Source organism: Lysobacter sp. BMK333-48F3 (genome assembly GCF_019733395.1).
GTDB lineage: Bacteria > Pseudomonadota > Gammaproteobacteria > Xanthomonadales > Xanthomonadaceae > Lysobacter.
The window spans coordinates 5,005,056-5,029,686 of sequence record NZ_JAIHOO010000001.1; the positions used below are offsets into that span (position 1 = coordinate 5,005,056).

Sequence of the window (24,631 nt, forward strand, 5' to 3'; positions counted from 1 at the left end):
CTGCCGCCCCGTCGGCCCCGCTGTCCCACCCAGCTACGGAAAACGGATGCATCCCACCTCAGCGCTCCCGCTCCCCGCCCTCGTACGCGCCGTGCGCCGCCTGGCCGCCGCGCGCCGGCCCGCCGCCGCGGCCGCCCTGGGCGGCCTGCTCCTGCTGGGCGCCGGCCTGGCCCAGGCCGAGGACTGGGCCTACCGGGTCCGCCCCGGCGACACTTTGTGGGACCTCGGCGCCAAGCACCTCAAGGTCGGGGTCAACTGGCGCAAGCTGCAGGAATACAACCGCATCGCCGACCCCTACCACCTGCCGCCGGGCTCGCGCATGCAGTTCCCGATCGGCTGGCTGCGGATCGAACCGGCCAAGGCGCGGGTGATCGCGGTGCGCGGCGCGGTCAATCTGCTGCCGCCGAGCGCCGCGCCCAGCACGAGTCCGGCCAAGCTGGTCAGCGAGGGCATGCGCATCGGCATCGGCAGCCGCCTGGAAACTGGGCCCGGCGCCAGCGCCACGCTCGAGTTCGCCGACGGCTCGCGCCTGCTGGTGCAGGACAACAGCAGCGTGGTGTTCGACCAGCTCAGCAGCTACGGCAGCACCGGCATGGTCGACACCCGCATGCGTCTGCGCCGCGGCCGTACCTTGAACCGGGTCATCCCGGCCAAGGGCCCGGCCTCGCGCTACATCATCGACACGCCCTCGGCGACCTCGAGCGTGCGCGGCACCCATTTCCGGGTCAGCGCCGGCGATGAGGGCGCGGCCGACGCGACCGAGGTGCTGGAAGGCAAGGTCGCGGTCGGCGCCCAGCACAGCCAGGTGCTGCTGCGCCCGGGCTACGGCACCGTCGCCGCGGCCGGCGCCGCGCCGGCCGCGCCGATCGCGCTGCTGCCGCCGCCGGCCTGGTCCGACCCGCAGACCCGGCTGGAGCAGTTGCCGGCCGAACTGGCCTGGGCGCCGGTGCCCGGCGCGGTCGCCTACCGGGTCGAAGTGGTGCGCGACGACGCGCCGGAAGTGCTGCTGTTCGAAACCCGCACCGCCGACACCCGGGTGCGCATCGACGAGCTGCCGGCCGGACGCCAGCGAGCGCGGGTGCGCGCGGTCGCCGACAACGGCCTCGGCGGCCGCGACAGCGAGCGCAGCTTCGTCGTCCACGATCTGCCGCCGCCGCTGACGATCAGCCCGATCGACGGCCAACGCATCGGCCTGCCGCGGCCGCGCTTCGAGTGGGCCCGCGCCCAGGGCGCCGAGCGCACCCGCCTGCAGGTCGCCGCCGACGAGCGATTCGCACAGCCGCTGATCGATGCCGAGGTCGACGGCCAGCGCTTCCGCCCGGCACTATCCCTGGCTCCGGGCCAGTACTATTGGCGCGTGGCTTCGCGCGATGCGCAGGGCCGGGTCGGCCGGTTCGGCAACGCCTTGCCGTTCCAGGTCAGCGACGCGCCGGCCGATCCCGGCCTGGAAGCGCCGCAAGCCGCGCAGGGGCGTCTGACCCTGCGTTGGCAGAAGGGCGAACCGGGCCAGCGCTATCGCGTGCAGATCGCGCGCAAGCCCGATTTTTCCACGCTGTTGCTCGAAGAGGTGGTGGACGTGCCGCAGATCGAACTCAAGCGCCCCGGCGGCGGCCGCTGGTACGTGCGCGTGCAGACCGTCGAGGACGACGGCTACGCGGCGGCGTTCGGCCCGCCGCAGGAAATCCGCCTGCCCTGCCGCCTGTGCTACGGCGCGGGCGCGGCGGGCGCCGTCCTCCTGCTGCTGGCTCTATGACCTTCGGCGCCCGGTCCTGGCTGTTGCGCGGCGCGACCGCGCTGGTCGTGGCCGGCCTGGCGGCGCTGCTGACCGTAAGCGGCGCCACCTGGCGCCTGGACGATTTCTTCTACGACCTGCACCTGTCGGAATGGGGCTATGCGCCCGACGACGACGTGGTGATCGTCGCCATCGACGACCGCAGCCTCAACGAACTGGGCCAGTGGCCGTGGCCGCGCGACATCCACGCCCAGATGCTCGACCGGCTCGGCTACGCCGGCGTGCGCGGAGTGGCGCTGGACCTTGTCCTGACCGAGCCCGACCGCAACGGCGACCAGCACGACCGCACCCTCGCCGCGGCGATGCGCCGGCTCGGCCGCGTCGCCCTGCCGGTGATCACCGCGCCGCTGCGCCAGAACGCGCCGCCGGTCGAGGTGCTGCCGACCCCGCTGATCGCCACCGCGGCCACCACCCTGGGCCATACCGACATCGAACTCGACGCCGAGGGCACCACCCGCGGCATGTACCTCAAGGCCGGCCTGGGCGAATCGCGCTGGTCGGCGCTGGGCCTGGCCCTGATCGGCCTGGAGCCCGGCACCGCGCCGCATCCCCTGCCCGGCCTGCGCCGGCCGAGGTCGCAACAGGGCTCGCCGTACCAGTGGACCCGCGACAACTACGTGCGGATCCGCTTCGCCGGCCCGCCCGGCACCTTCGGCCAGGTCTCCTACGCCGACGTGATCAACGGCCAGGTGCCGACCGAACTGCTGCGCGGGCGCTGGATCGTGGTCGGCGTCACCGCCACCGGGCTGGTGCCGAGCTACCTGACGCCGATGGCCGACGACGCGCGCATGCACGGCGCCGAGTACCAGGCCAACGTGATCGAGATGCTGCTGCACGATCGCGCGATCGTGCCGCTGCACCCGCTGTGGCAGGCGCTGCTGGCCGCGGCGATGCTGTTTGCGGTGGTGTTGCTGATGCTGCATCCGCGCCTGGAACGGCCCTTGCTGGTGACCGGCAGCGGCGCCCTGCTGACCGCGATCGGCAGCGTCGCCCTGCTGCGCCTGGGCAACGTCTGGTTCGCCCCGGCCACGACCATCGTCATGATCGCCCTGGCCTACCTGCTGTGGGTGATCGGCCACCTGCGCCATTGGCGCCGCGAAGCCAACCTCGACACCCTGACCCAGCTCGGCAACCGGCGCCGCTTCGACCACGTGCTGCAGCGCGAACTGGCCAGCGCCCGCCGCACCCGCGCGCCGCTGTCGCTGGCGCTGATCGACGTCGATTTCTTCAAGGCCTACAACGACGCCGAAGGCCACCGCGCCGGCGACAAGCTGCTGCGCGAGATCGCTGAGATCATCGCCGCGCACGCGCGCCGCCCGCGCGACCTGGCCGCGCGCTTCGGCGGCGACGAGTTCGCCCTGATCCTGCCGGACACCCACGTCGAAGGCGCCGCGCGCGTCGCCGACGGCATCCTCGACGACATGCGCAAGCTCGACGCGCGCTACGGCAAGGCCTCGGCCGACCAGCGGGTCAGCCTCAGCATCGGCCTGTACACCTGCGTGCCGGGCGTGCACACCCACGTGCGCACCCTGTTCGACGCCGCCGACGCGGCGCTGTACCAGGCCAAGGAAAACGGCCGCGACCGCCGCGTCGCCAGCCGGCTCGGCAGCGCCGAGCCCTGAGCGGCGGCCGCGCCCGGCCCTCCCGATCGTTCCTCAGGGCGAGACGAAGGTGTCGGCGCCGGCGAGGATGTGATCCCAATCGAACTGGCTGTTGGGCCGCGCCAGCTGCCACAAGGTGCGCAGTCCGCTGCTGGTCGGACCGTCGACGCAGGTGCCGGTCCAGGCGGTGATGCTGCCGATCTGGTTCCAGCGCACGGTGAAGGCATAGGTGGTCAGGTTGCTGCCGCCCGGCTGCGCCGGCGCGCTGTTGACCCAACCCACCAGCGGATAGAACCCGGGCGCGCCGCTGCTGGTGCGGTACTGGCCCTGGATCGCGCCGCTGCGCGGATCGTAGGCGGTGATCCGCATTTCCGAACCCATCTGGTTGCGCCAGGTGCCGACCGGGTTGCCGCAGCGCACCTGGGCGGCGGCTTCGGCCTCGGCCTTGACCGGTTGCTTGGCGTGCAGCGTGGGCGCCGCGGCGGCGATGGCCAGCGCGGCGATGACGAGAGTTGCGCGTTGCATGAGTGAAGCCTCCGTAGGTGGACCGGCCCCCGCCGCGTCCCGCGACGCGACGGCCGATCCCGGTCATCGGAACCGTGCCTTTTCGCCCCGGCCATCACGCTCGTTCAAACGGGGATCGCGCACACGGTTTGACCGCGCATCGCAGTTGCGAATGCGGTTGTGGATGCGCAGGACGTATCTGAGACGCAACGCTTGGCACACAAACGTGTGCGTTTGCTCGATGCCGCGCGCGATGCGGTTGCGACGACGAGGGACGGCTTCTCGGGCGGCATGTGCTTGCGTATGTCGCTTGCGTGTTTGCCGGGCGCTGCGCGCGGTGCGGTGGCGGTGGACGGTTGATCGGGTTTCGGCTGAGGCGCCTGCGTGCGTGGCTTGTGTGCTTGATGAACGCTGCTTGATGGCGATGGCCGGTTGGCCGGGCTTCGGGTGGGGGCGCTTGCGTACGTCGCTGCGGTTGTCGCGGCTAACGCCGCTCCTACAGGGGATGGCGCCGCATTTGCGGCAAGAAAAAGGCCGGCTTGCGCCGGCCTCTTCCTGGATCCGCTTGCGCGGGACGATCAGCCCGCGTTGCGGTCGCGGCGCTGTCCGCCCTGGCCGCCGCCGCGATGCTGCTTCGGACCGGCGTGCGCATGGCGCGGCGCCGGCTTGCCGTGCGGACGGTGGCTGGGCTTGCGCGGCGCGTTGTTGCCGCGGTTGCCGCCCGGACCGGGACGGCGCGCGCCCGGCGCGTCGGAGCCCATCCGGATCGGGCGCGACGGCTCGTAGCCGGCGACCGTCACCATCTCGATGTCGTCCTTGAGGATGCGCTGGATCTGGCGCAGCAGGCCGCCCTCGTCCGGCGACACCAGCGACAGCGCTTCGCCGCTGGCGCCGTTGCGGCCGGTGCGGCCGATGCGGTGGACGTAGTCCTCGGCCACCATCGGCAGATCGAAGTTGATCACCAGCGGCAGGCTGGGGATGTCCAGGCCGCGCGCGGCGACGTCGGTCGCGACCAGCACCCGCGCCTTGTTCGCCTTGAAATCGCGCAGCGCCTTCTGGCGCTGGGCCTGGCTCTTGTTGCCGTGGATCGCCACCGACTTCAGGCCGGCGTCCTCGAGCTGCTCGGCCAGGCGGTTGCAGCCGTGCTTGGTGCGGCCGAACACGATCACCTGATCGTTCGGGCGCGCGGCCAGGATCTCGATCAGCAGGTCGCGCTTGCGGCCGCCGTCGACCGGATGCACGCGGTGGCTGATCGCATCGGCCACGGCGTTGTTGGCGGCGATCTGCACCTGGCGCGGCTCGCGCATGAATTCCAGCGCCAGCTGCTTGATCTGCGCCTCGAAAGTGGCCGAGAACAGCAGGGTCTGGCGCGAGGCCGGCAGCCGGCCGAGGATGCGCTTGATCGCCGGCAGGAAGCCCATGTCGAGCATGCGGTCGGCTTCGTCCATGACCAGCAGTTCGACCGCGTCGAGCTTGGCGCTGCCGCGCTCGAGATGGTCGATCAGGCGGCCCGGGGTCGCCACCAGCACGTCCACGCCGCGACGCAGCGCGTCCAGCTGCGGGCCCATGCCGGCGCCGCCGAAGATGGCGTGGATGTTCAGGCGCAGGTACTTGGCGTAGCCGCGCAGGCTGTCGCTGACCTGCAGCGCCAGCTCGCGGGTCGGCGCCAGGATCAGCACGCGCGGCTTGCGCTGGCCGCCGCCCTGGACGGTGGCCAGGCGGTGCAGCAGCGGCAGGCCGAACGCGGCGGTCTTGCCGGTGCCGGTCTGGGCGCCGCCGAGCAGGTCGTGCCCGGCCAGGGCCAGCGGGATCGCTTCGGCCTGGATCGGGGTCGGGGTGGTGTAGTTCTGTTCGGACAGCGCGCGCAGCAACGCGGGCGCCAGCCCAAGCGATTCGAACGTCATGGTGAAACTCCAGCTTGCGCGGCGTCGACGACGGCGCGGGCAGCGAGCCTGCGGCCGATCGCGGACGATCGCGTGACGACTCCAGCGTTCCCTTGAACCGCGCTGCGAGTGATCGGATGAACGGCGCCGGATGCTCCGGAACCGTGTCTGCGCTACGAAAGACGTGCGGGATAAGGTCGCGCCGGCGAATCCGAGAACTCGGTGCGGGGCGACAGGCAACCTGGGAAACGTACCCTTGCGGGGAGGCAGCCGTGCGCTGAACGGGGCGGACTTTACGCGAAAACCCGCTTCTCCGCCAGCCGCGGCGGTTTCGGCCCGACTGGCGCCGACCCGGCGTTCAGGCTGGAAGGCCGCGCGGGAGCGACGCAGCGTTCCTCGCTGTCCGCCTCTGCCGGGCTCCTCGATCTCCCAAGCCCCCGGAACGCATTCCCCCCTTTGAAAAAGGGGGGCTAGGGGGGATTTGCTTTTCCGCCGGACAATACGATCGCCCTGCGCTCTCGCGGGCGACAGCAAGAGCAAATCCCCCCTGCCCCCTTTTCAAAGGGGGGAATGCGTTCCGGGGGCTTGGGAGATCGAGGAGCCCGGCAGAGGCGGACAGCGAGGAACGCTGCGTCGCTCCCGCGCCACCTTCCAGCGCGACCGTGGCACGTCCCAGCACGCCCCTCGCACGACCCTTGCGCCCCCGCCCGAAGCCTCCCCCCCTTTGAAAAGGGGGCAGGGGGGATTTGCTCTTGCTGTCGCCCGCGAGAGCGCAGGGCGATCGTATTGTCCGGCGGAAAAGCAAATGCCCCCTAGCCCCCCTTTTTCAAAAGGGGGGAGGCTTCGGGCGGGGGCGCAAGGGTCGTGCGAGGTGCGTGCTGGGGCGTGTCTAGGTCGTGCCGCGGTCGTGATCGCGACGAATCCGATCAGAGGGCAGGCAGGCGGGCTCGCCGCGCCGCCTGCCCCGGCCTGCTCACAACTGCTTGCGATTATCCGCCGGCACCCGGTCGATCAGCTTGTTGTACGGATCGAAGCCGACCTCGTACGGCGCCTCGTCGACCACCACGGTCAGCTTCGGCTCGGCCTCGGTGATGCGCCGGCGCTCCAGCCACAGCGGCTTCTCGTCGCTCTCGTCGCCCGAGGGGCCGCGCGCGAACACGCCGATCTCGATCCAGTCGTCCATCTTGCCCGGGCTCTCCTTGCCCTTGCCGTCGGCGTAGCGCTTGGCCGCGTGCAGCCGCATCGTCACTTCGTACTTTCCGTCGGCGCGGCGCTTGGCGCTGGCCTCGACCACCCGGTTGTCGTAGAAGCTGATCTTCTCGAACAAGTCCTCGATCAGGCCGTGCTGGTCCGGCTTGGCCTCAGCGCGCAGATAGCTCAGCAGCTCGGCCGAGTTGGTGTACGGCGGCGCCTGGTAGGCCTTGTCGCGCAGGAAGCGCTGCAGGGCGCGGTTCACCGCCGCCTCGCCGAGCTCCTCGCGCAGCCGGTAGAACACCAGCGAGCCCTTGCGGTAGTGCACGTAGGGCTGGTTCTCGACCCGCGCCAGCGGCAGTTCCTCGACCCGCTCGCCGCCGCGGCCGGACAGGTACTCGTCCAGTTCGTACTTGAGGAAACGGCGCATCTTGGCCCGTCCGTACTCCTTCTCCATCACCATCAGCGCCGAATACTGCGACAGCGACTCCGACAGCACGGTCGAGCCCTGGGTGGCGGCGCCGATGACCTGGTGCGCCCACCACTGGTGCGCGATCTCGTGCGCGGTGACGTAGAACACGTAGTCGATCTCGTCCGGGTCGCGCAGGTCGGCGATGAAGCCGATCGATTCGGAGAACGGGATGGTGTTGGCGAAGCTCTGGGCGAAGCGTTCGTAGCCGGGGAACTCCAGGATCCGCACCTGGCGATGCTGGTACGGGGTGAAGTTGGCCTGGAAATAATCCAGCGACTTGCGCGAAGCGTCGATCATCCGGTCGACGTTGAAGGCGTGGCGGGGGTCGTAATAGATCTCGATCGGCACGCCCTTGTGCTCGGCGCGGCGCACTTCCCAACGCGCCGACAGGTAGGCGTAGAACGGCATCATCGGCCGGTCCATCGCGTAGTCGAAGCAGCGCCGGCCGTCGCGGCGGTACTCGCGCTGCAGGTAGCCCGGCGCCAGGGCGATCTGGTCCGGCGCGGTGCAGACCGTGGTCTTGAACGCGATCCAGTCGGCGTCGGTGGCGATGTAGTGGTTGGCGCGCGCGGCCTGGTCCTCCAGCTTGGCCATCCGCGGCAGCTCGCCGAGGCCGCGCTTGCGGCGCTCGTTGCGGTCGTCCAGTTGGCCGTCCTGGTCGTAGCCGAAGTGCGGCAGCTCGTTGGAGTTGAAGAAGCTGCCGTTCTCGACGATCGAGGTCTCGCCCGGCTCGTTGGCGAAGCCGCGCTGGGCGTAGCTCTGGCGGAAGTCGAAATTGCGCTGTTCGCCGGGCTGCATCGGCCGGTCGAGGCGGTAGATGCGATAGCCGATGCGGCGGTCGTCGCTGACCAGCTTGGCGCCGCCGAATTCCATCCGTTCGATCCGCACCTGCGGCGAGTAGCTGACGTGCAGCTCGCCGATCGGCGTCGGGTGCGGGTTGGCGATGCGGTAGCGGCCGGTCACGGTCACCGCCAGCCGCTCGGGCTGCAGATCGACCCGATTGTCGACCGCGAGGATGCGCGGCTGCGCCAAGTCCTTGTAGCGGCGGTAGCGGGTCTCGTACTCGGCCTGCTCGTCCATCGCCAGGTCGGACGGCTGGTAGCGGTTGAGTACGTTGGTGTTCCAGAAAATGAAGGCGCCGGTGGCGACCCAGCACGCCGCGACCGCGGCCAGGACCAGGCCGGGACGGCCGCGCAGGCGTTCGCGCGCCACCGCGGTGCGGCCGCGCCAGCCCGGCACCACGCCGCGCACCCAGAACGCCGCCGCCAGCAACAGCAGGGCGAGCAGGAACAGGCCCCAGTAGCCGGTGAACCACAGCCGTGCGGCGAGGAAATGGCCGAACCCGTTCAAGTCCGAATACGGCACGCTCGGGGCGCGACCGTAGTTGTACAGGTTGTGCTCCAGATCCAGGTAGCGCATCCCGATCTTCAACAGCATCACCAGGATCACCACGCCGTAGCCGGCGTAGCGGTTGTTGGTCAGCACCTGCATCGCCAGCGCCAGCCCGCCCATCATCACGAACGGAGTCGAGTCCAGCAGCAGTTTCTGCAGGTACAACGCCGGCTCGAGCGCGGTGTAGCCGTTGACCAGTTGGAAGCCCATCGCCGCGACCGCGCCGACCGCCTGGAAGCTGGCGATCACCGCGATCAGGCAGACGAACTTGCTCGCCAGCGGCAGCCCGTTGGGCACCGGCATCGCATCGACCACCTCGGCCAGGCGCACGCTGCGCTCGCGGAATACGAGCTCGCCGGCGTAGTACAGGACCACGAAGATCAGCATGTAGCTGTAGGAGCCCTGCAGCGCATCCAGCATCAACGCGGTGGTCGGGTAGGTCTTGGTGCCGAACATGCTCTGCATGACGCTGACCGAACCGAGGAAGTTCAGCAGCGCGAACGCCAGCATCACCAGGAACGGCACGCTGCGGAACACCCCGAGCAGGTCCATGCGCAAGCTGTGCCAGAACTGGCTGCGGCGCGCGCCGGCGTCGAACCGCGGCGCGACCTTGGACAACACCAGCGGCGGCGCGGCCGGCGCGGCCGCGGCGGCGCGGCGGCGTTGCCACCAGCGCGGCTTGCCGGTGCCGGCGCGCATCGGCTTGAACAAGGCGAAGGCGAAGCCGATCACCGCCAGGCCCAGCGCGCTCCACAGCAGCCGGTTGGCCAGCAGGAAGCCGTCGACCGCCGGCAGGGCGCGGTTGTATTCGTCGGCCGACCAGTAGCGGATGCTGCGGCCGAACGCGGTCGTGCCGAACGGATCGAGCAGGGTCGCCAGCCACTCGTTCTGCAGGTCGCGCATCAGCACGCCGGCGATGCTGCTGAGCAGGAAGAACCCCATCGCGCCCAGGTACACGACCAGCAGCTTGCGCGTGGTCAGCGCCAGCAGGGTCAGCAAGGCGCCGCAGACGATCAGGTTCGGCAGCACGAACACCGCGAAGCCCCACAGGTAGGGACGCAGCGAGAAGGCGCCGACCCGCTCCGGATCGACCCAGGGCATCAGCGGCCCGAGCATCGCGCCCACCGCCACCAGCAGGTACAGCACCAGGCAACCGGCCAGGGCCGCGGCGAGGCGCCCGATCAGGTAATCGCGCTTGCGCATCGGCGTGGCGAAGAACAGGTCCGCGGTGCCGAGTTCGAAATCGCGCAACAACGCGCCGGCGATGAACACCATGATCGCGAACAGCCCGACCACGCTGAAATTTCCCAGCAGGTTGACGATCACCACCGGCGCGTTGCGGTCGACGTTGCCGACCGCGCCGCCCATCTGCACCGCCTCGCTGCTGGTCAGGGCGAAGGCGAGCAGGCCGTAGACCGCCGCAAACAGCCACAACAGCGGCGAGCGCAGTTGCTGGCGCAACTCGAAACGGAAGAATTCCAGGATCATGGGCGCGCTCCGCTCAGGCCGCGACGCGCGAGTGCTGGCGCAGGCGCTGGAAGTACACGTCTTCCAGGTCCGGCTCGACCGGCTCGAAACCCGGCTCCGGGGCGTCGGCGCTGAACACGTGGATCACCGGCTGGCCGCCGACCAGGCGGGTCGACAGCACGGTGAAGCGGGTCTCGTAGCTGGGCAGCTCGGCCTTGGTCACCTGCTTGCGCCAGACCTGCGCGCGCAGCGCGTCGATCGCCGCGGCCGGTTCGCCGGTCAACAGCACCTTGCCCTTGTTGACGATCGCCATGGTCGGGCACAGGTCGGTCACGTCCTCGACGATGTGGGTCGACAGGATCACCGCGACCTGCTCGCCGATCTCGGCCAGCAGGTTGAGGAAGCGGTTGCGTTCTTCCGGGTCCAGGCCGGCGGTGGGCTCGTCGACGATCACCAACCGCGGCTGGCCGAGCAGAGCCTGGGCGATGCCGAAGCGCTGGCGCATGCCGCCGGAATAGGTGCCGAGCTTCTGCTTGCGCGCGCCCCACAGATTGACCTGGTGCAGCAGGCCGTCGACCACCTCGCGCCGCTGCTTGCGCTGGCTCAAGCCCTTGAGCACGGCGAAATGATCGAGCAGGTCCTCGGCGCTGACCTTCGGGTAGACGCCGAAATCCTGCGGCAGATAGCCCAACTGGCGGCGCACGGTGTCCTTGTCGCGCAGCACGTCGATCGGCTTGCCGTCGGCGCCCTCGAGCGTGGCGCTGCCGGCGTCGGCCTCCTGCAAGGTCGCCAGGGTGCGCATCAGCGACGACTTGCCGGCGCCGTTGGGGCCGAGCAGGCCGAACATGCCGCGCGGAATCTCCAGGCTGATGCCGTCGAGGGCGCGCACGCCGTTGGCGTAGGTCTTGGTCAGATCGCGGATGGTCAGCATCGCTCGGTCCCTGTCGTTGCCCGTTGGACGCGGCCGGCGGCCGCGAATGGCGGTCCGCGGCGCGCGCGGACGTTTCGTCCACGATGCTAGCGACGGCGAGCGCCGCGCCCATGGCCGAATGGTCTACGTGACCGATGGCAGGGGGCGGAATGTGACCGGAAGCGTCTAACCGGCGCCGCCGCGGTACTCGCGCGGCGACACGCCGTAGCGCTTCTTGAACGCCACCGACAAGTGGCTGTGGCTGGCGAAGCCGGTCTCCAGCGCGATCGTGGCGATGTCCTGATCGCCGTCGCGCAGGCGCAGGCAGGCGCGGCGCAGGCGTTCGCCAAGCACGTACTGGATCGGGGTCGCGCCGAACGCGGCGCGGAACGCGATCAGCAGGCGGTGCACGCTGAGCCCGGCGATCTCGGCCAGCGCGGCCAGCCGGATCGGTCGATCCAACTGCGCCTGGATGTAGTCCTCGATGCGCCGGCGCTGCAGCTGCGTCAGTTGCGCCGGCGGCGCGGCCCGCGCCGGCGGCCCTGGACCGTATTCGCGCAACAGGTGCAGGCCCAGGGCCTGGCCCAAGGCCTCGCGCAGCATCGCGGCCAGCTCGTCGTCGGCGCCGCTGAGTCCGGCCAGGCGCGCGGCCAGGCCGTGCACGAACGGGTCGCGCTGCTTCATCCGCGCGCCCAGCCCGGCCGCCGCCCTGCGGCAGGGGTCGAACCGGGCCGGGTCGATGCTGAGTTCGGCGTAGGCGATCTGTCCGCCGAGGGCTTCGCCTCGATATTCGCGCCCGGCCGGGATCAGCCACAGGTCGCCGGGCGCGGGCGGCAGGCGCAGCCGGCCGGCGCCCTCGATGCGCGTGTCCAGGCGCCGCATCGCCCCGTCGAGGTGGACGATCAGGGTGTGGCGGTCGTGCTGCAGCCGCCACTGGGTCGGCTCGGCGATGCTTTCGGCGGCGAAGGCGAACTCCAGCCCCGGCGCCAGGCTCAGTTCGCGGTTGAAGGCCAGCCGGCGCGCGCCGGTCCAGTCGCGCACCGCGGCCGCGGCCAGCGCGGCGTCGCCGCGGGCGCCGGCTGGCCTTCAACCGCGAACTGAGCCTGGCGCCGGGGCTGGAGTTCGCCTTCGCCGCCGAAAGCATCGCCGAGCCGACCCAGTGGCGGCTGCAGCACGACCGCCACACCCTGATCGTCCACCTCGACGGGGCGATGCGGCGCCTGGACACGCGCATCGAGGGCGCCGGCCGGCTGCGCCTGCCGCCCGCGCCCGGCGACCTGTGGCTGATCCCGGCCGGGCGCGAATATCGAGGCGAAGCCCTCGGCGGACAGATCGCCTACGCCGAACTCAGCATCGACCCGGCCCGGTTCGACCCCTGCCGCAGGGCGGCGGCCGGGCTGGGCGCGCGGATGAAGCAGCGCGACCCGTTCGTGCACGGCCTGGCCGCGCGCCTGGCCGGACTCAGCGGCGCCGACGACGAGCTGGCCGCGATGCTGCGCGAGGCCTTGGGCCAGGCCCTGGGCCTGCACCTGTTGCGCGCATACGGTCCAGGGCCTGGCCCAAGGCCTCGCGCAGCATCGCGGCCAGCTCGTCGTCGGCGCCGCTGAGTCCGGCCAGGCGCGCGGCCAGGCCGTGCACGAACGGGTCGCGCTGCTTCATCCGCGCGCCCAGCCCGGCCGCCGCCCTGCGGCAGGGGTCGAACCGGGCCGGGTCGATGCTGAGTTCGGCGTAGGCGATCTGTCCGCCGAGGGCTTCGCCTCGATATTCGCGCCCGGCCGGGATCAGCCACAGGTCGCCGGGCGCGGGCGGCAGGCGCAGCCGGCCGGCGCCCTCGATGCGCGTGTCCAGGCGCCGCATCGCCCCGTCGAGGTGGACGATCAGGGTGTGGCGGTCGTGCTGCAGCCGCCACTGGGTCGGCTCGGCGATGCTTTCGGCGGCGAAGGCGAACTCCAGCCCCGGCGCCAGGCTCAGTTCGCGGTTGAAGGCCAGCCGGCGCGCGCCGGTCCAGTCGCGCACCGCGGCCGCGGCCAGCGCGGCGTCGAACAGGGCGGCCACCTCGGCCGGCCGGGTCAGGTCGCCCTGCTGGGCGAAGGCCTCGGCGCCGGCGGCGCGGACCGCGGCCACGGTCTCCTCGGCCGCGGCACGGGTGGCGTCGGAGTTGTAGTGGACGGCGATGCCGGCGGCGCCGGCCTGGGCGAGATCGCGCGAGATCAGGCCGCCGAGGTTCTTGGCGCCGCCGGCATCGCCGTCCACTACAACTCCGACGCCACCCGTGCCGCGGCCGAGGAGACCGTGGCCGCGGTCCGCGCCGCCGGCGCCGAGGCCTTCGCCCAGCAGGGCGACCTGACCCGGCCGGCCGAGGTGGCCGCCCTGTTCGACGCCGCGCTGGCCCGGTTCGGCAAGATCGACATCGCCGTCAACACCACCGGCATGGTGATCAAGAAGCCGCTGATCGAGGTCAGCGAGGCCGAGTACGACCGGATGTTCGCGGTCAATTCCAAGGCCGCGTTCTTCTTTATCCAGGAAGCCGGCAAGAAGCTCGCCGACGACGGCAACATCTGCACCATCGTCAGTTCGCTGCTGGCCGCGTACACGCCCTACTACGCCGTCTATCCGGGCAGCAAGGCGCCGATCGAGCACTTCACCCGCGCCGCGTCCAAGGAGTTCGGCGCGCGCGGCATCTCGGTCAACGCGGTCGGTCCCGGGCCGATGGACACGCCGTTTTTCTATCCGGCCGAATCGCAGGAGTCGGCGGCCTACCACGCCACCGCCGCGGCGCTCAGCGGCCGGACCAAGAGCGGCCTGACCGAGATCCAGGACATCGCCCCGCTGGTCCGGTTCCTGGTCGGCGAGGGCTGGTGGATCACCGGCCAGACCATCTTCGCCAACGGCGGCTACACCACCCGCTGATCGCGCCGGTCAGGACGCGCGCTGCAGTCGATGCCTGCGGCCGGTCCGGCGTCCGCAGCGGCCGCAGGCCGGGCGGCACGCGCCTGCACGTCGCCTGCACGCGCCGCCGCCAACCATGCGCGGGACGGACGGGTCCGCCGCCCGTCCGCGCTTCGCAGGGGGAACATCATGCATACGGTCCTGGTTCTGCTCGCCGGCTTCGCCCTGCTCGGCCTGTGCCTGCTGATCGCGCGGCTGAGCGCCGGCCGCGGGCCAGCGCCGTTGCGCAAGGCCGCGGCGGCGTTCGTGCCGCTGTGGCTGATCGGCGCCGGAATCAATCTCTGGATCGGCGTGGATCGCGCCGGCTACAGCGTCGCCGAGGAGTTGCCGATCTTCCTGCTGGTATTCTCGGCGCCCGCGCTGGCGGCGCTGGCGCTGTGGTGGAAGTTGTCCCGCCGTTGAGCCCTGCGCAACGCCAGCATCTTTATCGCCACCGCTTGCACCGATGACCGCCCATCCACGCCCCACCCTGCTGCGCTCGCGCGAAAACGGCCACGCCAAGGTCGGCTTCAGCGAACTGTTCTTCGACCTGGTGTTCGTGTTCGCGGTCACCCAGCTTTCGCACACTCTGCTCGAACACCTCGACACCGGCGGCGCGCTGCGCGCCGGCCTGCTGTTCCTGGCGGTGTGGTGGCTGTGGATCTACACCTCGTGGGTGACCAACTGGCTGGACCCGGAGAAGGTCCCGGTGCGGCTGATGATCTTCGGCCTGATGCTCGGCGGCCTGTTGCTGTCCGCGTCGCTGCCGCAGGCCTTCGGCGCGCGCGGCCTGGTCTTCGGCGCGGTGTTCGCGGCGATGCAGGTCGGGCGCACCGCGTTCATGCTGTGGGCGCTGCGCGGCGGGCGCAGCCCGGGCAACTTCCGCAACTTCCTGCGCATCCTGGTCTGGCTGTCGCTGTCGGCGCTGTTGTGGATCGGCGGCGGCCTGGCCGAGCCGGAGCCGCGGCTGTACTGGTGGCTGGGCGCGGTCGCGATCGAATACCTCGGCCCGGTCTCGTATTTCCGGGTTCCCGGCCTGGGCCGGTCGAGCCTGTCCGACTGGGACGTGGAAGGCGGGCATCTGTCCGAACGCTGCGGCTTGTTCATCATCATCGCCCTGGGCGAATCGATCCTGATCACCGGCGCCACCTTCGCCCGGCTGGACTGGAATCCGGCCACCGTCGCCGCGTTCTGCATCGCCTTCCTCGGCAGCGTGGCGATGTGGTGGATCTACTTCGACAGCGGCGCGGCGCGCGGCGAACACCGCATCGTCCACGGCGACGACAGCGCGCGACAGGCGCGCCTGGCCTATACCTACCTGCATCTGCTGATCGTCGGCGGCATCGTCGTCTGCGCGGTCGCCGACGAATTGGTGCTGGTGCATCCCGATCATGCCGAACCGGCCGGCATCGCCGCGATCGTCGGCGGCCCGGCGCTGTACCTGCTCGGCTGCGCGCTGTTCAAGTGGGTCACCAATACGCGCAAGCTGCCGCCGCTATCGCACCTGGGCGGCCTGGCGATGCTGGCCGCGCTCGCTCTCGCCGCCGGCCCCTGGCACCTGTCGCCGCTATGGCTGGGCGCGGCCACCACCGCGGTGTTCATGATCGTCGCGGCGTGGGAGACCATCGCCTTGCGGCGAGCGTAGGCGCGGGCGCTCCGGCACTACGCCAGGCCGAGAGTCGTGTCGCGATGAAGCCCTGGGTTCCCGCTTTCGCGGGAACGACGGCAGGCCTCTGACGCGGTACTTCTCCTCCATCGACCGGCGTTTGTATCCCATCGTCATGCCCGCGAAAGCGGGTATCCAGAGACTTCAGCGTCCTGTCGCGATGCCGGCCGGGTTTGCGTCGTCGCCAAAGCGACGGCAGGCGAGGTTCGCGAACCGATGCGCGCACCGCGGCCGCTGCGAACGGCCGGCCCACGCGGATTCGCAAGAGCATGTGAAGGCCGCCCGCGACGCGGCTGTTACAATCGCCGCGTCCACCGCACCGGAGCGCACCGCTCCGCTTGCGCCGTCACCGCTACGGCCATGGCTCGCGTTCGGACCTTCCCGCTCAGCTTCGCGCGCCGCATCGGCGCCGCACACCGTCCGCGCCCGGCGCAGGCGCGTTTCGCCGAGTCCGTTTCGTGCGCGAGGTCGCTGCGCAACCCACCGTGCGCGTCGCGCACGACCGCAGCGCGCCGCGCTCGCGCGCCATGCGCGCGCCCCGACAGGAGTATCCATGGTCTTCCGCGTTTCGATCGTCCTGCTCGCTCTCCTGGTCGCCGCCGGGGTACTGGCTCCGGACGCGTTCAACGCATCGATCCGGTCCGTCCTCGCCCCGACCCTGGCCCATGCCGGCTGGCTGTATCTGCTGATCGTGTTCGCGGTGCTGCTGTTCTTGCTCTACCTGTGTTTCGGCCGCTTCGCCCAGCTGCGCATCGGCGGCGACGACGCCGAACCCGAGTTCTCGCGCCTGAGCTGGCTGTCGATGCTGTTCGCCGCCGGCATGGGCATCGGCCTGGTGTTCTGGGGCGCGGCCGAGCCGCTGTCGCACTACCTGCATCCGCCCGAGGGTCTGGCGGCGCAGAGCCAGGAAGCGGCGCGCGCATCGATGCGCTACGCGTTCTTCCACTGGGGCCTGCATCCCTGGGCGGTGTACGCGCTGGTCGGCCTGGCGATGGCCTGGTTCCAGTTCAATCGCCGCGGCCGCGGCCAGATCAGCGACCTGCTGGAACCGGTGATTCCGATCCGGCACCGGCGCTGGGCGGGACCCGCGGTCGACATCGCCGCGGTGGTCGCCACCGCGATAGGGGTCGCCACCACCCTGGGCTTCGGCACCATCCAGATCTCCGCCGGGCTGGCCCGCGTGTTCGGCCTGAACCAGACGCCCGCGTTGCAGCTGTGCGTGGTCGCGGTCGCCTTCGTGCTGTACATGGCCTCGTCGCTGACCGGCCTGCATCGCGGCATCAAATGGATGTCCAACCTCAACCTGGCCCTGGCCGCGGCCCTGCTGGCCTTCGTCCTGGTGTGCGGGCCGACCGGCTTCGTGTTCGAAACCTTCACCACCACCCTGGGCAGCTACATCAACCAGTTGCCGAACATGAGCCTGCGCATGGCGCCGTTCTCGCGCGATCCCTGGGTCGGCGAGTGGACGATCTTCTACTGGGCGTGGTGGATCGCCTGGGCGCCGTTCGTGGGCAGTTTCATCGCCCGCATCTCGCGCGGCCGGCGGGTGCGCGAGTTCGTGTTAGGCGTGGTCCTGGTGCCGGCGCTGATGAGTTTCCTGTGGTTCTCGAGCTTCGGCGGCAGCGCGCTGTGGGCGCAGATGTTCGGCGGCGCCGACCTGGCCGGCGCGCTGGCGCAGGGCTACGAGCAGGTGCTGTTCGCCCTGCTCGAACAGCTGCCGGCGGCGCGGGTCGCCTCGATCGCCGCGATCGCCCTGTTGATGATGTTCTTCGTCACCTCGGCCGACTCGGCGACCCTGGTCCTGGCCAGCATGTCCAGCCAGGACCGCGCCGATCCGCCGCTGTCGCGGCGCGCGCTCTGGGGCGCGGTGCAGGCGCTGATCGCCGTCGCCCTGTTGCTCGCCGGCGGGCTCGACGCGCTGCAGGGCCTGATCATCGTCGCCGCGCTGCCGTTCGCCCTGCTGCTGGTGCTGGTGCTGGTCGCGCTGTACCGGGCGCTGGACCGCGAACATCGCGAGCGGCAACGGCTGGAGACCCGCCAGCGACACGCGATGCAACGCTGGCTGGCGCGCGAGGCGGCGGACTGAACCGGTCCGCCGCCGCGGCCGTCATTGCACCGTGCAGGAGAACACCAGGCTGAGGTTGGCGCCGACCGGCAGCGTTCCGAGCGCGAGACCGGCGGTCAGATGGCTGATCAGAATCGGACTCGGCGTGGTCGGACAGGCGCCGGCGGTGGCGCTGCTGCAGGTCACCGTATTGCCGGCCGGGCAGTTCAGGCCGGTGCCCGGCGTGTCCTGCACCAGCGCGCCGGTCACCGCCACCGGACCGTTGTTGGTCACCTTCACCGTGTACTGGGTCGTCGCGCCGCGCACCACGGGATCGTTGGCCTGATCGTTGTCGCCGGCCAATGGAGTGTTGGTCTTGGCGATGACCAGATCGGCGACCTGGGCGACATTGGTGAAGGTGCAGACGATGGTGCTGCCCGAGGCGGTGGCCGCCGCATCCAGGGTCACGCTGCGATTGGCCAGATCGTTGCTCGCGGTTCCGCCCGCGCCGAGGCCGGTGCAGGAAATGCCCCCGAGCAGGTACCCCGCCGGCAACGGGCCTTCGCTCAGCGTGGTCGCGGTATTCGCCGCGGTCAGCACCTGCACCGGACCGGCCACGCCGGTGCCGGCGACGGTGGTGGTGATGTCGTGGTTGGCGATGCCGTTGTTGCCGCTGAACGAGAACGTGCCGGTGCCGTTCTCGGTGACCTTCACCGCTTGCACCGTCGGCAACCGGGTATTGGTCGCCACGCAGCTGACTTCGCTGAGATTGGCATTGGCCGTGTTCGGCGTGGTCGGCGGCCCTGCCGGGGCGCTGATCAGGCTGAAGAAGGTGCGCGTGGTGCCGGCCGCGCCCAGGACGACGTTGGCGCCGGAGCGGTCGGTGCAGGCGATGCTGGAGCTGTAGCTGCTCAGACTGGTGCCGGTGCCGGCGGTCTCGCTGACCGTCAGCAGCGTGCTCAGCGGCACCGGCACCCAATTGGTGGTGCCGTTGTGGCCGACGTTGGAAACCGCGCCGCTGTTGGTCTGCACCGCGGTCGCCGAGGCCGGCACTATCGACAGATTGAACAGTCCCGGATCGGACGTCGGCACCAGCGCCTTGGTCAGGCGCACGCGCGGCAGCAAAGTGATCGGGTAATCCTCGACTTCGCCGCTGTCGGCCAGGCCGGTGGCGTTCTGCACTTGCGAGGTCGTATAGCCCACGCGCAAACGCATATAGCTTTCGCCGGCGACGTAGGTCGCACCGACCGGAATCGTCCAGCTCAGCGGCACGTTGCCGTTGCCGCTCACGTTGGCGCAGGCACGCTCGCCGGTTGCGAAGCTGCCGTCGCGGTTGAAGTCGATCCAGCCGCACAATTGCGGCGTGGCGCCGGATACGGTCTGGAACCCGGCCACCGGCACCGACAGGCTGTAGTTGTCGACGCCGACCGGCGCCAGCGTGCCCAGAGCGTTGTCGGTGTCGCCGGCCGCGTTATTGCTGGCGACCGGACTGGTGGTCGGCGCTGGGGTTATGAAAGCGGTGTCGACGCCGCCGGACAGAATCGGATCGACCGTAAGCGAAGCGCCGAGCGTCAAACCTGAATTGACGTGACCGGCCATGCCGTAGCTACTCGGGGCGTCGCTATAGTCTTCGTCCACCGTCACGGTAACGCCGTAGCCGTCGGAAGCTCCAACGGCTCCGGTGGTGTTGGTGGGATTGCCCATGCCGATTCCCAGCGTCGCCGTGAGGAAGGTGCCGTTAAGCTGCGCGGTCCCGCAACCCGACGTGCTCGCCGGGTTGCTACAAGCTATTGCCGGCGCGCTGGACGAGGGCCTCAGCACCGTGCCCGCCGACTGGGTCGACAACGCGCCTCCGATAACCGTCCAGGTCGCGCCTGAAGGCGCAGTCATGAATGTGGCAGAGAATCCCACAGGACCGCCCGCACCGCCGACGCGCGCCAGGTGGAACCGTGGATTCACCACGGGGCGACTGAATTGATAGGCCAGGGTTCCGTGCGGCTCCTGCGCACCGGGAGCCAGCGAAGCGGTGCCGGTGACCGGAGTCAAGAAATTGAAGGTGACCGCGTTGAGGGCGATCCGGGGCTCGTAGACGGTGGGCGGATTGCCGCCGAACGCCGAACCGGCGAGCGAAACCGTGGTCGGCGAGGTTCCTGCCGGGGTCGCGGTCAGGGTCAGTCCAGAGGCATAAGTCACCGAGGTACCGGCCGCGTTGGGCGCCTGGTTCTGCTCGGCGGCCCACGCTAGCGATGTCGGCAACGCCAAAGCCAATGCGGCGAGCGGTATCAGGCCGCGGTTGCCGTCGGTCTCGTTGCCTCGCGACCGACAATGCTTTTCGGAGCGCGCACGATGGCTGCGCAACCTTGATTTGCGACGATGAAGCGAGGCGACGATTGCGGCGCCGACGCCGATACGGTACAGCCCACCCTGAATCCATTCGAGCGCGCTCATGCGGCCTCCTCAAGCCATTACAAGATTGGCGTGAGCTGGCGCAACAACCATGCCAAGGAGTGCCCGCCGGCCGAAATCCCCTGCCGGCCTGAGGACCCCAGATGCTGACGCCTCGGAAAGCACACTAATACGTGATTCTCATCACAAATAAGTGACACACATCGACTATTTATGACCGCACAGGGCCGCGTCGTAACACCGCTGCAGCATGTGACCGGATGAAGGGCGTGCGTCTTCCTTCATCGCCGCTGACTCAAACCACCAGCTTCATCCCCGGCCGCGCCAACACCACCTCCACCCCATAACGCTCGCCGATCTCTCCGGCCAGCGCCTCGCGCGCCTTGTCCTCGCCGTGCACCAGGGCCAGCGGCGGATGGCCGGCGATGTGCCCGTACCACTCGATCAGGCCGCGCTGGTCGGTATGCGCCGACAGGCCGCCGATGGTGTGGCGCTGGGCCAGCGCGCGCACGTCGCGGCCGTGGATGCGCACCCATTGCGCGCCGTCGACCAGGCGCCGGCCGATCGTGCCTTCGGCCTGGTAGCCGACGAACACCACATGGGTCTGCGGCTTGCCCAGGTTGTGCTTGAAGTGATGCAGGATGCGTCCGGCGTTGGCCATGCCCGAGCCGGCTATGACTATCGCGCCGCGCTCGATGCGGTTGATCGCCATCGACTCTTCGGAGCTCTGGGTGAACTGCAGGTTGGGCAGGCGGAAGGGGTTGGGGCGGTCCTGCCAGACCCGCGCCGCGTCCTGGTCGAACAGTTCGGCGTGGCGGTCGTAGACCTCGACCACCTTGGCCGCCATCGGGCTGTCGACGAAGATCCGCCAGCGCGCCAACTGCCATTCGTCCCAATACTTGGCGAACCAGTACAGCAGTTCCTGGCTGCGGCCGACCGCGAACGCGGGGATCAGCACGTTGCCGCCGTCGTTCCAGGCCGCGTCGAGCACCCGGCCGAGTTCGAGGATGGTCTCGGCGCGGTCCTTATGCAGGCGGTCGCCGTAAGTCGATTCCATCAGCACCAGGTCGGCCGCATCGATCGGCGCCGGGTCGCGCAGGATCGGCGTGCCCTTGGGCCCGAGATCGCCGGAGAACACCAGCTTGCGCCCTTCCGCCCACAGTTCGACCACCGACGAGCCGAGGATGTGGCCGGCCTCGCGGAAGGCGATGTCGATGCCCGGCAGGATCGTCTCGCGCGCATCAAAGGCCAGCGCGCGCACCTGGCCCAGGCTGGCTTCGACATCGTCGCGGGTGTACAGCGGCAAGGCCTCCGGCTCGCCTTCGCGGCGCCGGCGGTTGCTGCGTTCGGCTTCGCTTTCGGAAATCGAAGCCGCGTCGAGCAGCATGATCCGCATCAGCTCGGCGGTCGCGGCCTGGGCGTAGATCGGCCCGCGGAAACCGCGCCGCACCAGCAGCGGCACCCGGCCGATGTGGTCGATGTGGGCGTGGCTGATCACCAGCGCGTCCAACTCGGCCGGCTCGAAACCGAACGGGTCGAAGTTGCGCCGCTCGGCCTCGGGGCTGCCCTGGATCATCCCGCAGTCGAGCAGGATGCGCCGGCCGGCGGCATGGACCTCGTGCAAGGAACCGGTGACCTCGCCCGCCGCGCCGTGGAAATGGACTTGCATCGCTGGACCGCCCCGCTTGCCGTGGAAAGCCCGAACGCTAGCACGCGCCCGGTGCCCGGCCGGTCGCGGCCCTGCGCACAGCCGATGCGCAAACCGGGCAAAGCTGAACGAGCCCGCGCCCCCCGACATGACCTTCGACACCCTTCGCGGCGCTGGAACGGGACTATCGTCCGGCCGTGTCCCGGGCCCGACGGCACATACGGCCCCGAATCCGCGACAATCCCGCTTCCCTTTTCCACCAGCGTCCACCCCAACGCTTTCACGCCAACGCCTTCCCGGCCGGAGCCCGCTGTGACCCTCAAGAAACCGCAAGTCCTGTTGCTGTCCCTCGCCATCGCCACGGCCGTGGCCGCCTGCGGCAAGCAGGAAACCCCTGCCCCGACCGCGCCGGCCGACAGCGCCGCCAAGCCGGCCGAGGCCACCGGACTCAAGCTCGACGAGAGCAAGCTGCCGCCGGTCAACCGCTTCGCCCTGTCCGACCTGGACAGCAGCAAGGACGCCTGCACCGACTTCGGCGGCTACGTCAACGGCAAGTGGCTGGCCGCCAACGCCATTCCGGGCGACCGCACCTCCTGGGGCGCGTTCGAAATGCTCGACGAGCGCTCGACCGCGGTGCAGCGCCAGATCGCCGAGCAGGCCGCGGCCGACACCAAGGCCACCGGCGTGGAGAAGATCGTCGGCGACCTGTGGGCGTCCGGCATGGACACCGCCAAGATCAACGCCCAGGGCCTGGAACCGCTGAAGGGCGACCTGGCCAAGATCGATGCCATCGACAGCCCGGAGAAGATCGCCGAGTACCTGCGCGCCTCCGCCGCGACCGGCGACAACCCGCTGTTCGGCTTCGGCGCCGAAGCCGACTTCAAGGATTCGGCCAACAACATCGCCTACGCCGCGCAGGGCGGCCTGGGCCTGCCGGACACGCCGTACTACTTCGACGCCAAGCACAAGGAAAAGCTGGCCAAGTACGAGGCCCACATCGCCAAGGTGCTCGAGCTCGGCGGCACGCCGGCGGCCGACGCGGCCAAGCAGGCCAAGGACGTGGTCGCGTTCGAGACCCGCCTGGCCAAGGTCTCCAAGTCGCGCGAACAGCTCTCGCGCGACGTCTCGCTGTACTACAACCCGGTCAGCCCGGCCGACGCCGACAAGCTGACCCCGAACTTCTCCTGGACCAAGTTCTTCGAATCGCAGGGCGTGGCCCTGCCGAAGATGTTCTCGCTGGCGGTGCCGGCGTTCCACCAGGAAGTCAGCAAGATGATCGGCGAGGTCCCGGCCGACCAGTGGAAGGCCTACCTGCGCTTCCACGCCATCGACGGCGCCTCGCCGTACCTGTCGGACGCCTTCGTGCAGGAGAACTTCAACTTCTACAACCACGAACTGCGCGGCCAGAAGGAACTGAAGGAGCGCGGCAAGCGCGTGCTCGACACCATCGAGGGCCAGGCCGGCGAAGCGCTGGGCCAGATGTACGTCAAGGTCGCGTTCTCGCCCGAGTCGAAGGAGCGCATGCAGACCCTGGTCAAGAACCTCAGCGAGGCGCTCAAGGTCCGCATCGAGAACCTGGCCTGGATGAGCGCCGACACCAAGAAGAAGGCGCTGGAGAAGTGGGCCAGCTTCACCCCGAAGATCGGCTACCCGGACAAGTGGCGCGACTGGACCGGCCTGAACACCAGCCGCGACAGCTACTACGCCAACGTCAAGGCGGCCAACGAGTTCAACTACAAGTGGAACCTGAGCAAGGTCGGCAAGCCGGTCGACAAGACCGAGTGGGGCATGCCGCCGCAGATGGTCAACGCCTACTACAACCCGCTGCAGAACGAGATCGTGTTCCCGGCCGCGATCCTGCAGCCGCCGTTCTTCGACCCGAAGGCCGACGACGCCACCAACTACGGCGGCATCGGCGCGGTGATCGGCCACGAGATGACCCACGGCTACGACGACCAGGGTTCGCGCTTCGGGCCGACCGGCAACATGGAAGTGTGGTGGGCGCCGAGCGACGCCAAGGCCTTCTCCGGCCTGACCGACAAGCTGATCGCCCAGTTCAACGGCTATGAGGCGGCGCCGGGCAAGTTCGTCAACGGCAAGCACACCCTCGGCGAGAACATCGCCGACCTGGGCGGCCTGGCCACGGCCTACGACGCGATGAAGAAGGCCGCGGGCGACACCCCGGACCCGAAGACCGACGGCCTGACCCGCGACCAGCGCTTCTTCCTCAACTGGGCCACGGTGTGGCGCCGCAACTTCACCGAGAAGGAAATGGAAGTGCGCCTGCAGACCGACGAGCACGCGCTGGCCAACTTCCGCGCGATCGGCGCGCCGTCGAACCTGCCGGCCTTCGCCGCCGCGTTCTCGTGCAAGCCGGGCCAGCCGATGGTCCGCGAGGGCGACAAGCAGGTCGTGATCTGGTGATCGACCGCGGCGCGGCCGACCGGCCGCGCCGCACAGGCGCACAGGGACGGAGGGGGTTAAGCAGCGCTTAACCCCCTCCGTCCCCTTAGCCAGCCGCAAAGCCCGGGATTCCCGGGCTTTCGTTTTTTGGGATTTGGGATTTGGGATTTGGGATTGGAGTAATCGCAAGCTGCCACGCCAATCGTCTCGTCATCCCCGCGAAGGCGGGGATCCAGAGACTTCAGAGCCATGCCGCGGTGAAGCCCTGGATCCCCGCCTTCGCGGGGATGACGGCTGGAGTACGCCGCGACCTGCAGTCTCGTG

At 69.9% G+C, this 24,631-nt stretch carries 16 protein-coding genes; 7 read left to right on the top strand and 9 right to left on the bottom strand.

Annotated elements, in window-relative coordinates:
* The first annotated feature begins 91 nt into the window (after positions 1 to 91).
* Positions 92 to 1,753 (top strand): FecR domain-containing protein, encoded by a 1,662-nt coding sequence (locus K4L06_RS21565; protein WP_343225799.1) that lies wholly within the window; start codon positions 92 to 94, stop codon positions 1,751 to 1,753.
* Positions 1,750 to 3,414 (top strand): CHASE2 domain-containing protein, encoded by a 1,665-nt coding sequence (locus K4L06_RS21570; protein WP_221673318.1) that lies wholly within the window; start codon positions 1,750 to 1,752, stop codon positions 3,412 to 3,414. The genes K4L06_RS21565 and K4L06_RS21570 overlap by 4 nt, the downstream gene beginning before the upstream one ends.
* Positions 3,415 to 3,447: 33 nt before the next feature.
* On the opposite strand, the gene K4L06_RS21575 is transcribed toward K4L06_RS21570, so the two are convergent.
* From K4L06_RS21575 to K4L06_RS22825, 7 genes are all read right to left on the bottom strand, one after another.
* Positions 3,448 to 3,918, bottom strand: a complete 471-nt coding sequence (locus K4L06_RS21575) for an avidin/streptavidin family protein (protein ID WP_221673319.1) — start codon at positions 3,916 to 3,918, stop codon at positions 3,448 to 3,450.
* A 557-nt stretch (positions 3,919 to 4,475) separates the two neighbouring features.
* Positions 4,476 to 5,801, bottom strand: coding sequence for a DEAD/DEAH box helicase (locus K4L06_RS21580; RefSeq protein ID WP_221673320.1), 1,326 nt, complete (start codon positions 5,799 to 5,801; stop codon positions 4,476 to 4,478).
* A gap of 952 nt (positions 5,802 to 6,753) precedes the next feature.
* A complete protein-coding gene (locus tag K4L06_RS21585; RefSeq protein WP_221673321.1) occupies positions 6,754 to 10,323 on the bottom strand; it encodes a M1 family aminopeptidase in 3,570 nt (1,189 codons plus the stop codon).
* 13 nt (positions 10,324 to 10,336) lie between these two features.
* Entirely contained in the window at positions 10,337 to 11,233 is an 897-nt protein-coding gene (locus K4L06_RS21590; protein WP_221673322.1) for an ABC transporter ATP-binding protein, read from the bottom strand.
* A 165-nt stretch (positions 11,234 to 11,398) separates the two neighbouring features.
* The gene (locus K4L06_RS22820; protein ID WP_221673323.1) at positions 11,399 to 12,253 is read right to left on the bottom strand and encodes an AraC family transcriptional regulator; all 855 of its coding nucleotides are present in this window, start codon (positions 12,251 to 12,253) and stop codon (positions 11,399 to 11,401) included.
* On the bottom strand, positions 12,205 to 12,741 hold the full coding sequence (locus K4L06_RS21600; RefSeq protein WP_221673324.1) for a hypothetical protein: 537 nt from the start codon (positions 12,739 to 12,741) through the stop codon (positions 12,205 to 12,207). The genes K4L06_RS22820 and K4L06_RS21600 overlap by 49 nt, the downstream gene beginning before the upstream one ends.
* Entirely contained in the window at positions 12,674 to 13,465 is a 792-nt protein-coding gene (locus tag K4L06_RS22825) for a KR domain-containing protein (RefSeq protein ID WP_343225800.1), read from the bottom strand. The genes K4L06_RS21600 and K4L06_RS22825 overlap by 68 nt, the downstream gene beginning before the upstream one ends.
* Between K4L06_RS22825 and K4L06_RS21610 the strand changes: the two genes are divergently transcribed.
* The 4 genes from K4L06_RS21610 to K4L06_RS21625 all read left to right on the top strand — a co-directional run bounded on the left by K4L06_RS21610 (position 13,376) and on the right by K4L06_RS21625 (position 17,892).
* Complete coding sequence (locus K4L06_RS21610; RefSeq protein ID WP_343225801.1) at positions 13,376 to 14,122, top strand: SDR family oxidoreductase; 747 nt, start codon at positions 13,376 to 13,378, stop codon at positions 14,120 to 14,122. The two genes, K4L06_RS22825 and K4L06_RS21610, sit on opposite strands and share 90 nt — an antisense overlap.
* A gap of 168 nt (positions 14,123 to 14,290) precedes the next feature.
* Complete coding sequence (locus K4L06_RS21615; RefSeq protein ID WP_221673326.1) at positions 14,291 to 14,563, top strand: hypothetical protein; 273 nt, start codon at positions 14,291 to 14,293, stop codon at positions 14,561 to 14,563.
* Positions 14,564 to 14,606: 43 nt separating this feature from the next.
* On the top strand, positions 14,607 to 15,785 hold the full coding sequence (locus tag K4L06_RS21620; protein WP_221673327.1) for a low temperature requirement protein A: 1,179 nt from the start codon (positions 14,607 to 14,609) through the stop codon (positions 15,783 to 15,785).
* 574 nt (positions 15,786 to 16,359) lie between these two features.
* Positions 16,360 to 17,892 (top strand): BCCT family transporter, encoded by a 1,533-nt coding sequence (locus K4L06_RS21625; RefSeq protein WP_221673328.1) that lies wholly within the window; start codon positions 16,360 to 16,362, stop codon positions 17,890 to 17,892.
* Between the two features lie 21 nt (positions 17,893 to 17,913).
* Here K4L06_RS21625 and K4L06_RS21630 read toward each other — a convergent pair whose 3' ends face one another.
* Together K4L06_RS21630 and K4L06_RS21635 are read right to left on the bottom strand one after the other, a co-directional pair.
* Positions 17,914 to 20,298, bottom strand: a complete 2,385-nt coding sequence (locus K4L06_RS21630) for a GEVED domain-containing protein (protein WP_221673329.1) — start codon at positions 20,296 to 20,298, stop codon at positions 17,914 to 17,916.
* 253 nt (positions 20,299 to 20,551) lie between these two features.
* Complete coding sequence (locus K4L06_RS21635) at positions 20,552 to 21,925, bottom strand: MBL fold metallo-hydrolase (protein ID WP_221673330.1); 1,374 nt, start codon at positions 21,923 to 21,925, stop codon at positions 20,552 to 20,554.
* A gap of 291 nt (positions 21,926 to 22,216) precedes the next feature.
* Between K4L06_RS21635 and K4L06_RS21640 the strand changes: the two genes are divergently transcribed.
* On the top strand, positions 22,217 to 24,328 hold the full coding sequence (locus K4L06_RS21640) for a M13-type metalloendopeptidase (RefSeq protein WP_343225802.1): 2,112 nt from the start codon (positions 22,217 to 22,219) through the stop codon (positions 24,326 to 24,328).
* The last annotated feature ends 303 nt before the right edge of the window (positions 24,329 to 24,631 follow it).

Excerpts from the sequence above, each read along its gene's own strand:
- K4L06_RS21570 (WP_221673318.1), top strand. The coding sequence starts at position 1,750 with ATGACCTTCGGCGCCCGGTCCTGGCTGTTGCGCGGCGCGACCGCGCTG.
- K4L06_RS21575 (WP_221673319.1), bottom strand. The coding sequence starts at position 3,918 with ATGCAACGCGCAACTCTCGTCATCGCCGCGCTGGCCATCGCCGCCGCG.
- K4L06_RS21580 (WP_221673320.1), bottom strand. The coding sequence starts at position 5,801 with ATGACGTTCGAATCGCTTGGGCTGGCGCCCGCGTTGCTGCGCGCGCTG.
- K4L06_RS21585 (WP_221673321.1), bottom strand. The coding sequence starts at position 10,323 with ATGATCCTGGAATTCTTCCGTTTCGAGTTGCGCCAGCAACTGCGCTCG.
- K4L06_RS21590 (WP_221673322.1), bottom strand. The coding sequence starts at position 11,233 with ATGCTGACCATCCGCGATCTGACCAAGACCTACGCCAACGGCGTGCGC.
- K4L06_RS21615 (WP_221673326.1), top strand. The coding sequence starts at position 14,291 with ATGCATACGGTCCTGGTTCTGCTCGCCGGCTTCGCCCTGCTCGGCCTG.
- K4L06_RS21620 (WP_221673327.1), top strand. The coding sequence starts at position 14,607 with ATGACCGCCCATCCACGCCCCACCCTGCTGCGCTCGCGCGAAAACGGC.
- K4L06_RS21625 (WP_221673328.1), top strand. The coding sequence starts at position 16,360 with ATGGTCTTCCGCGTTTCGATCGTCCTGCTCGCTCTCCTGGTCGCCGCC.
- K4L06_RS21630 (WP_221673329.1), bottom strand. The coding sequence starts at position 20,298 with ATGAGCGCGCTCGAATGGATTCAGGGTGGGCTGTACCGTATCGGCGTC.
- K4L06_RS21635 (WP_221673330.1), bottom strand. The coding sequence starts at position 21,925 with ATGCAAGTCCATTTCCACGGCGCGGCGGGCGAGGTCACCGGTTCCTTG.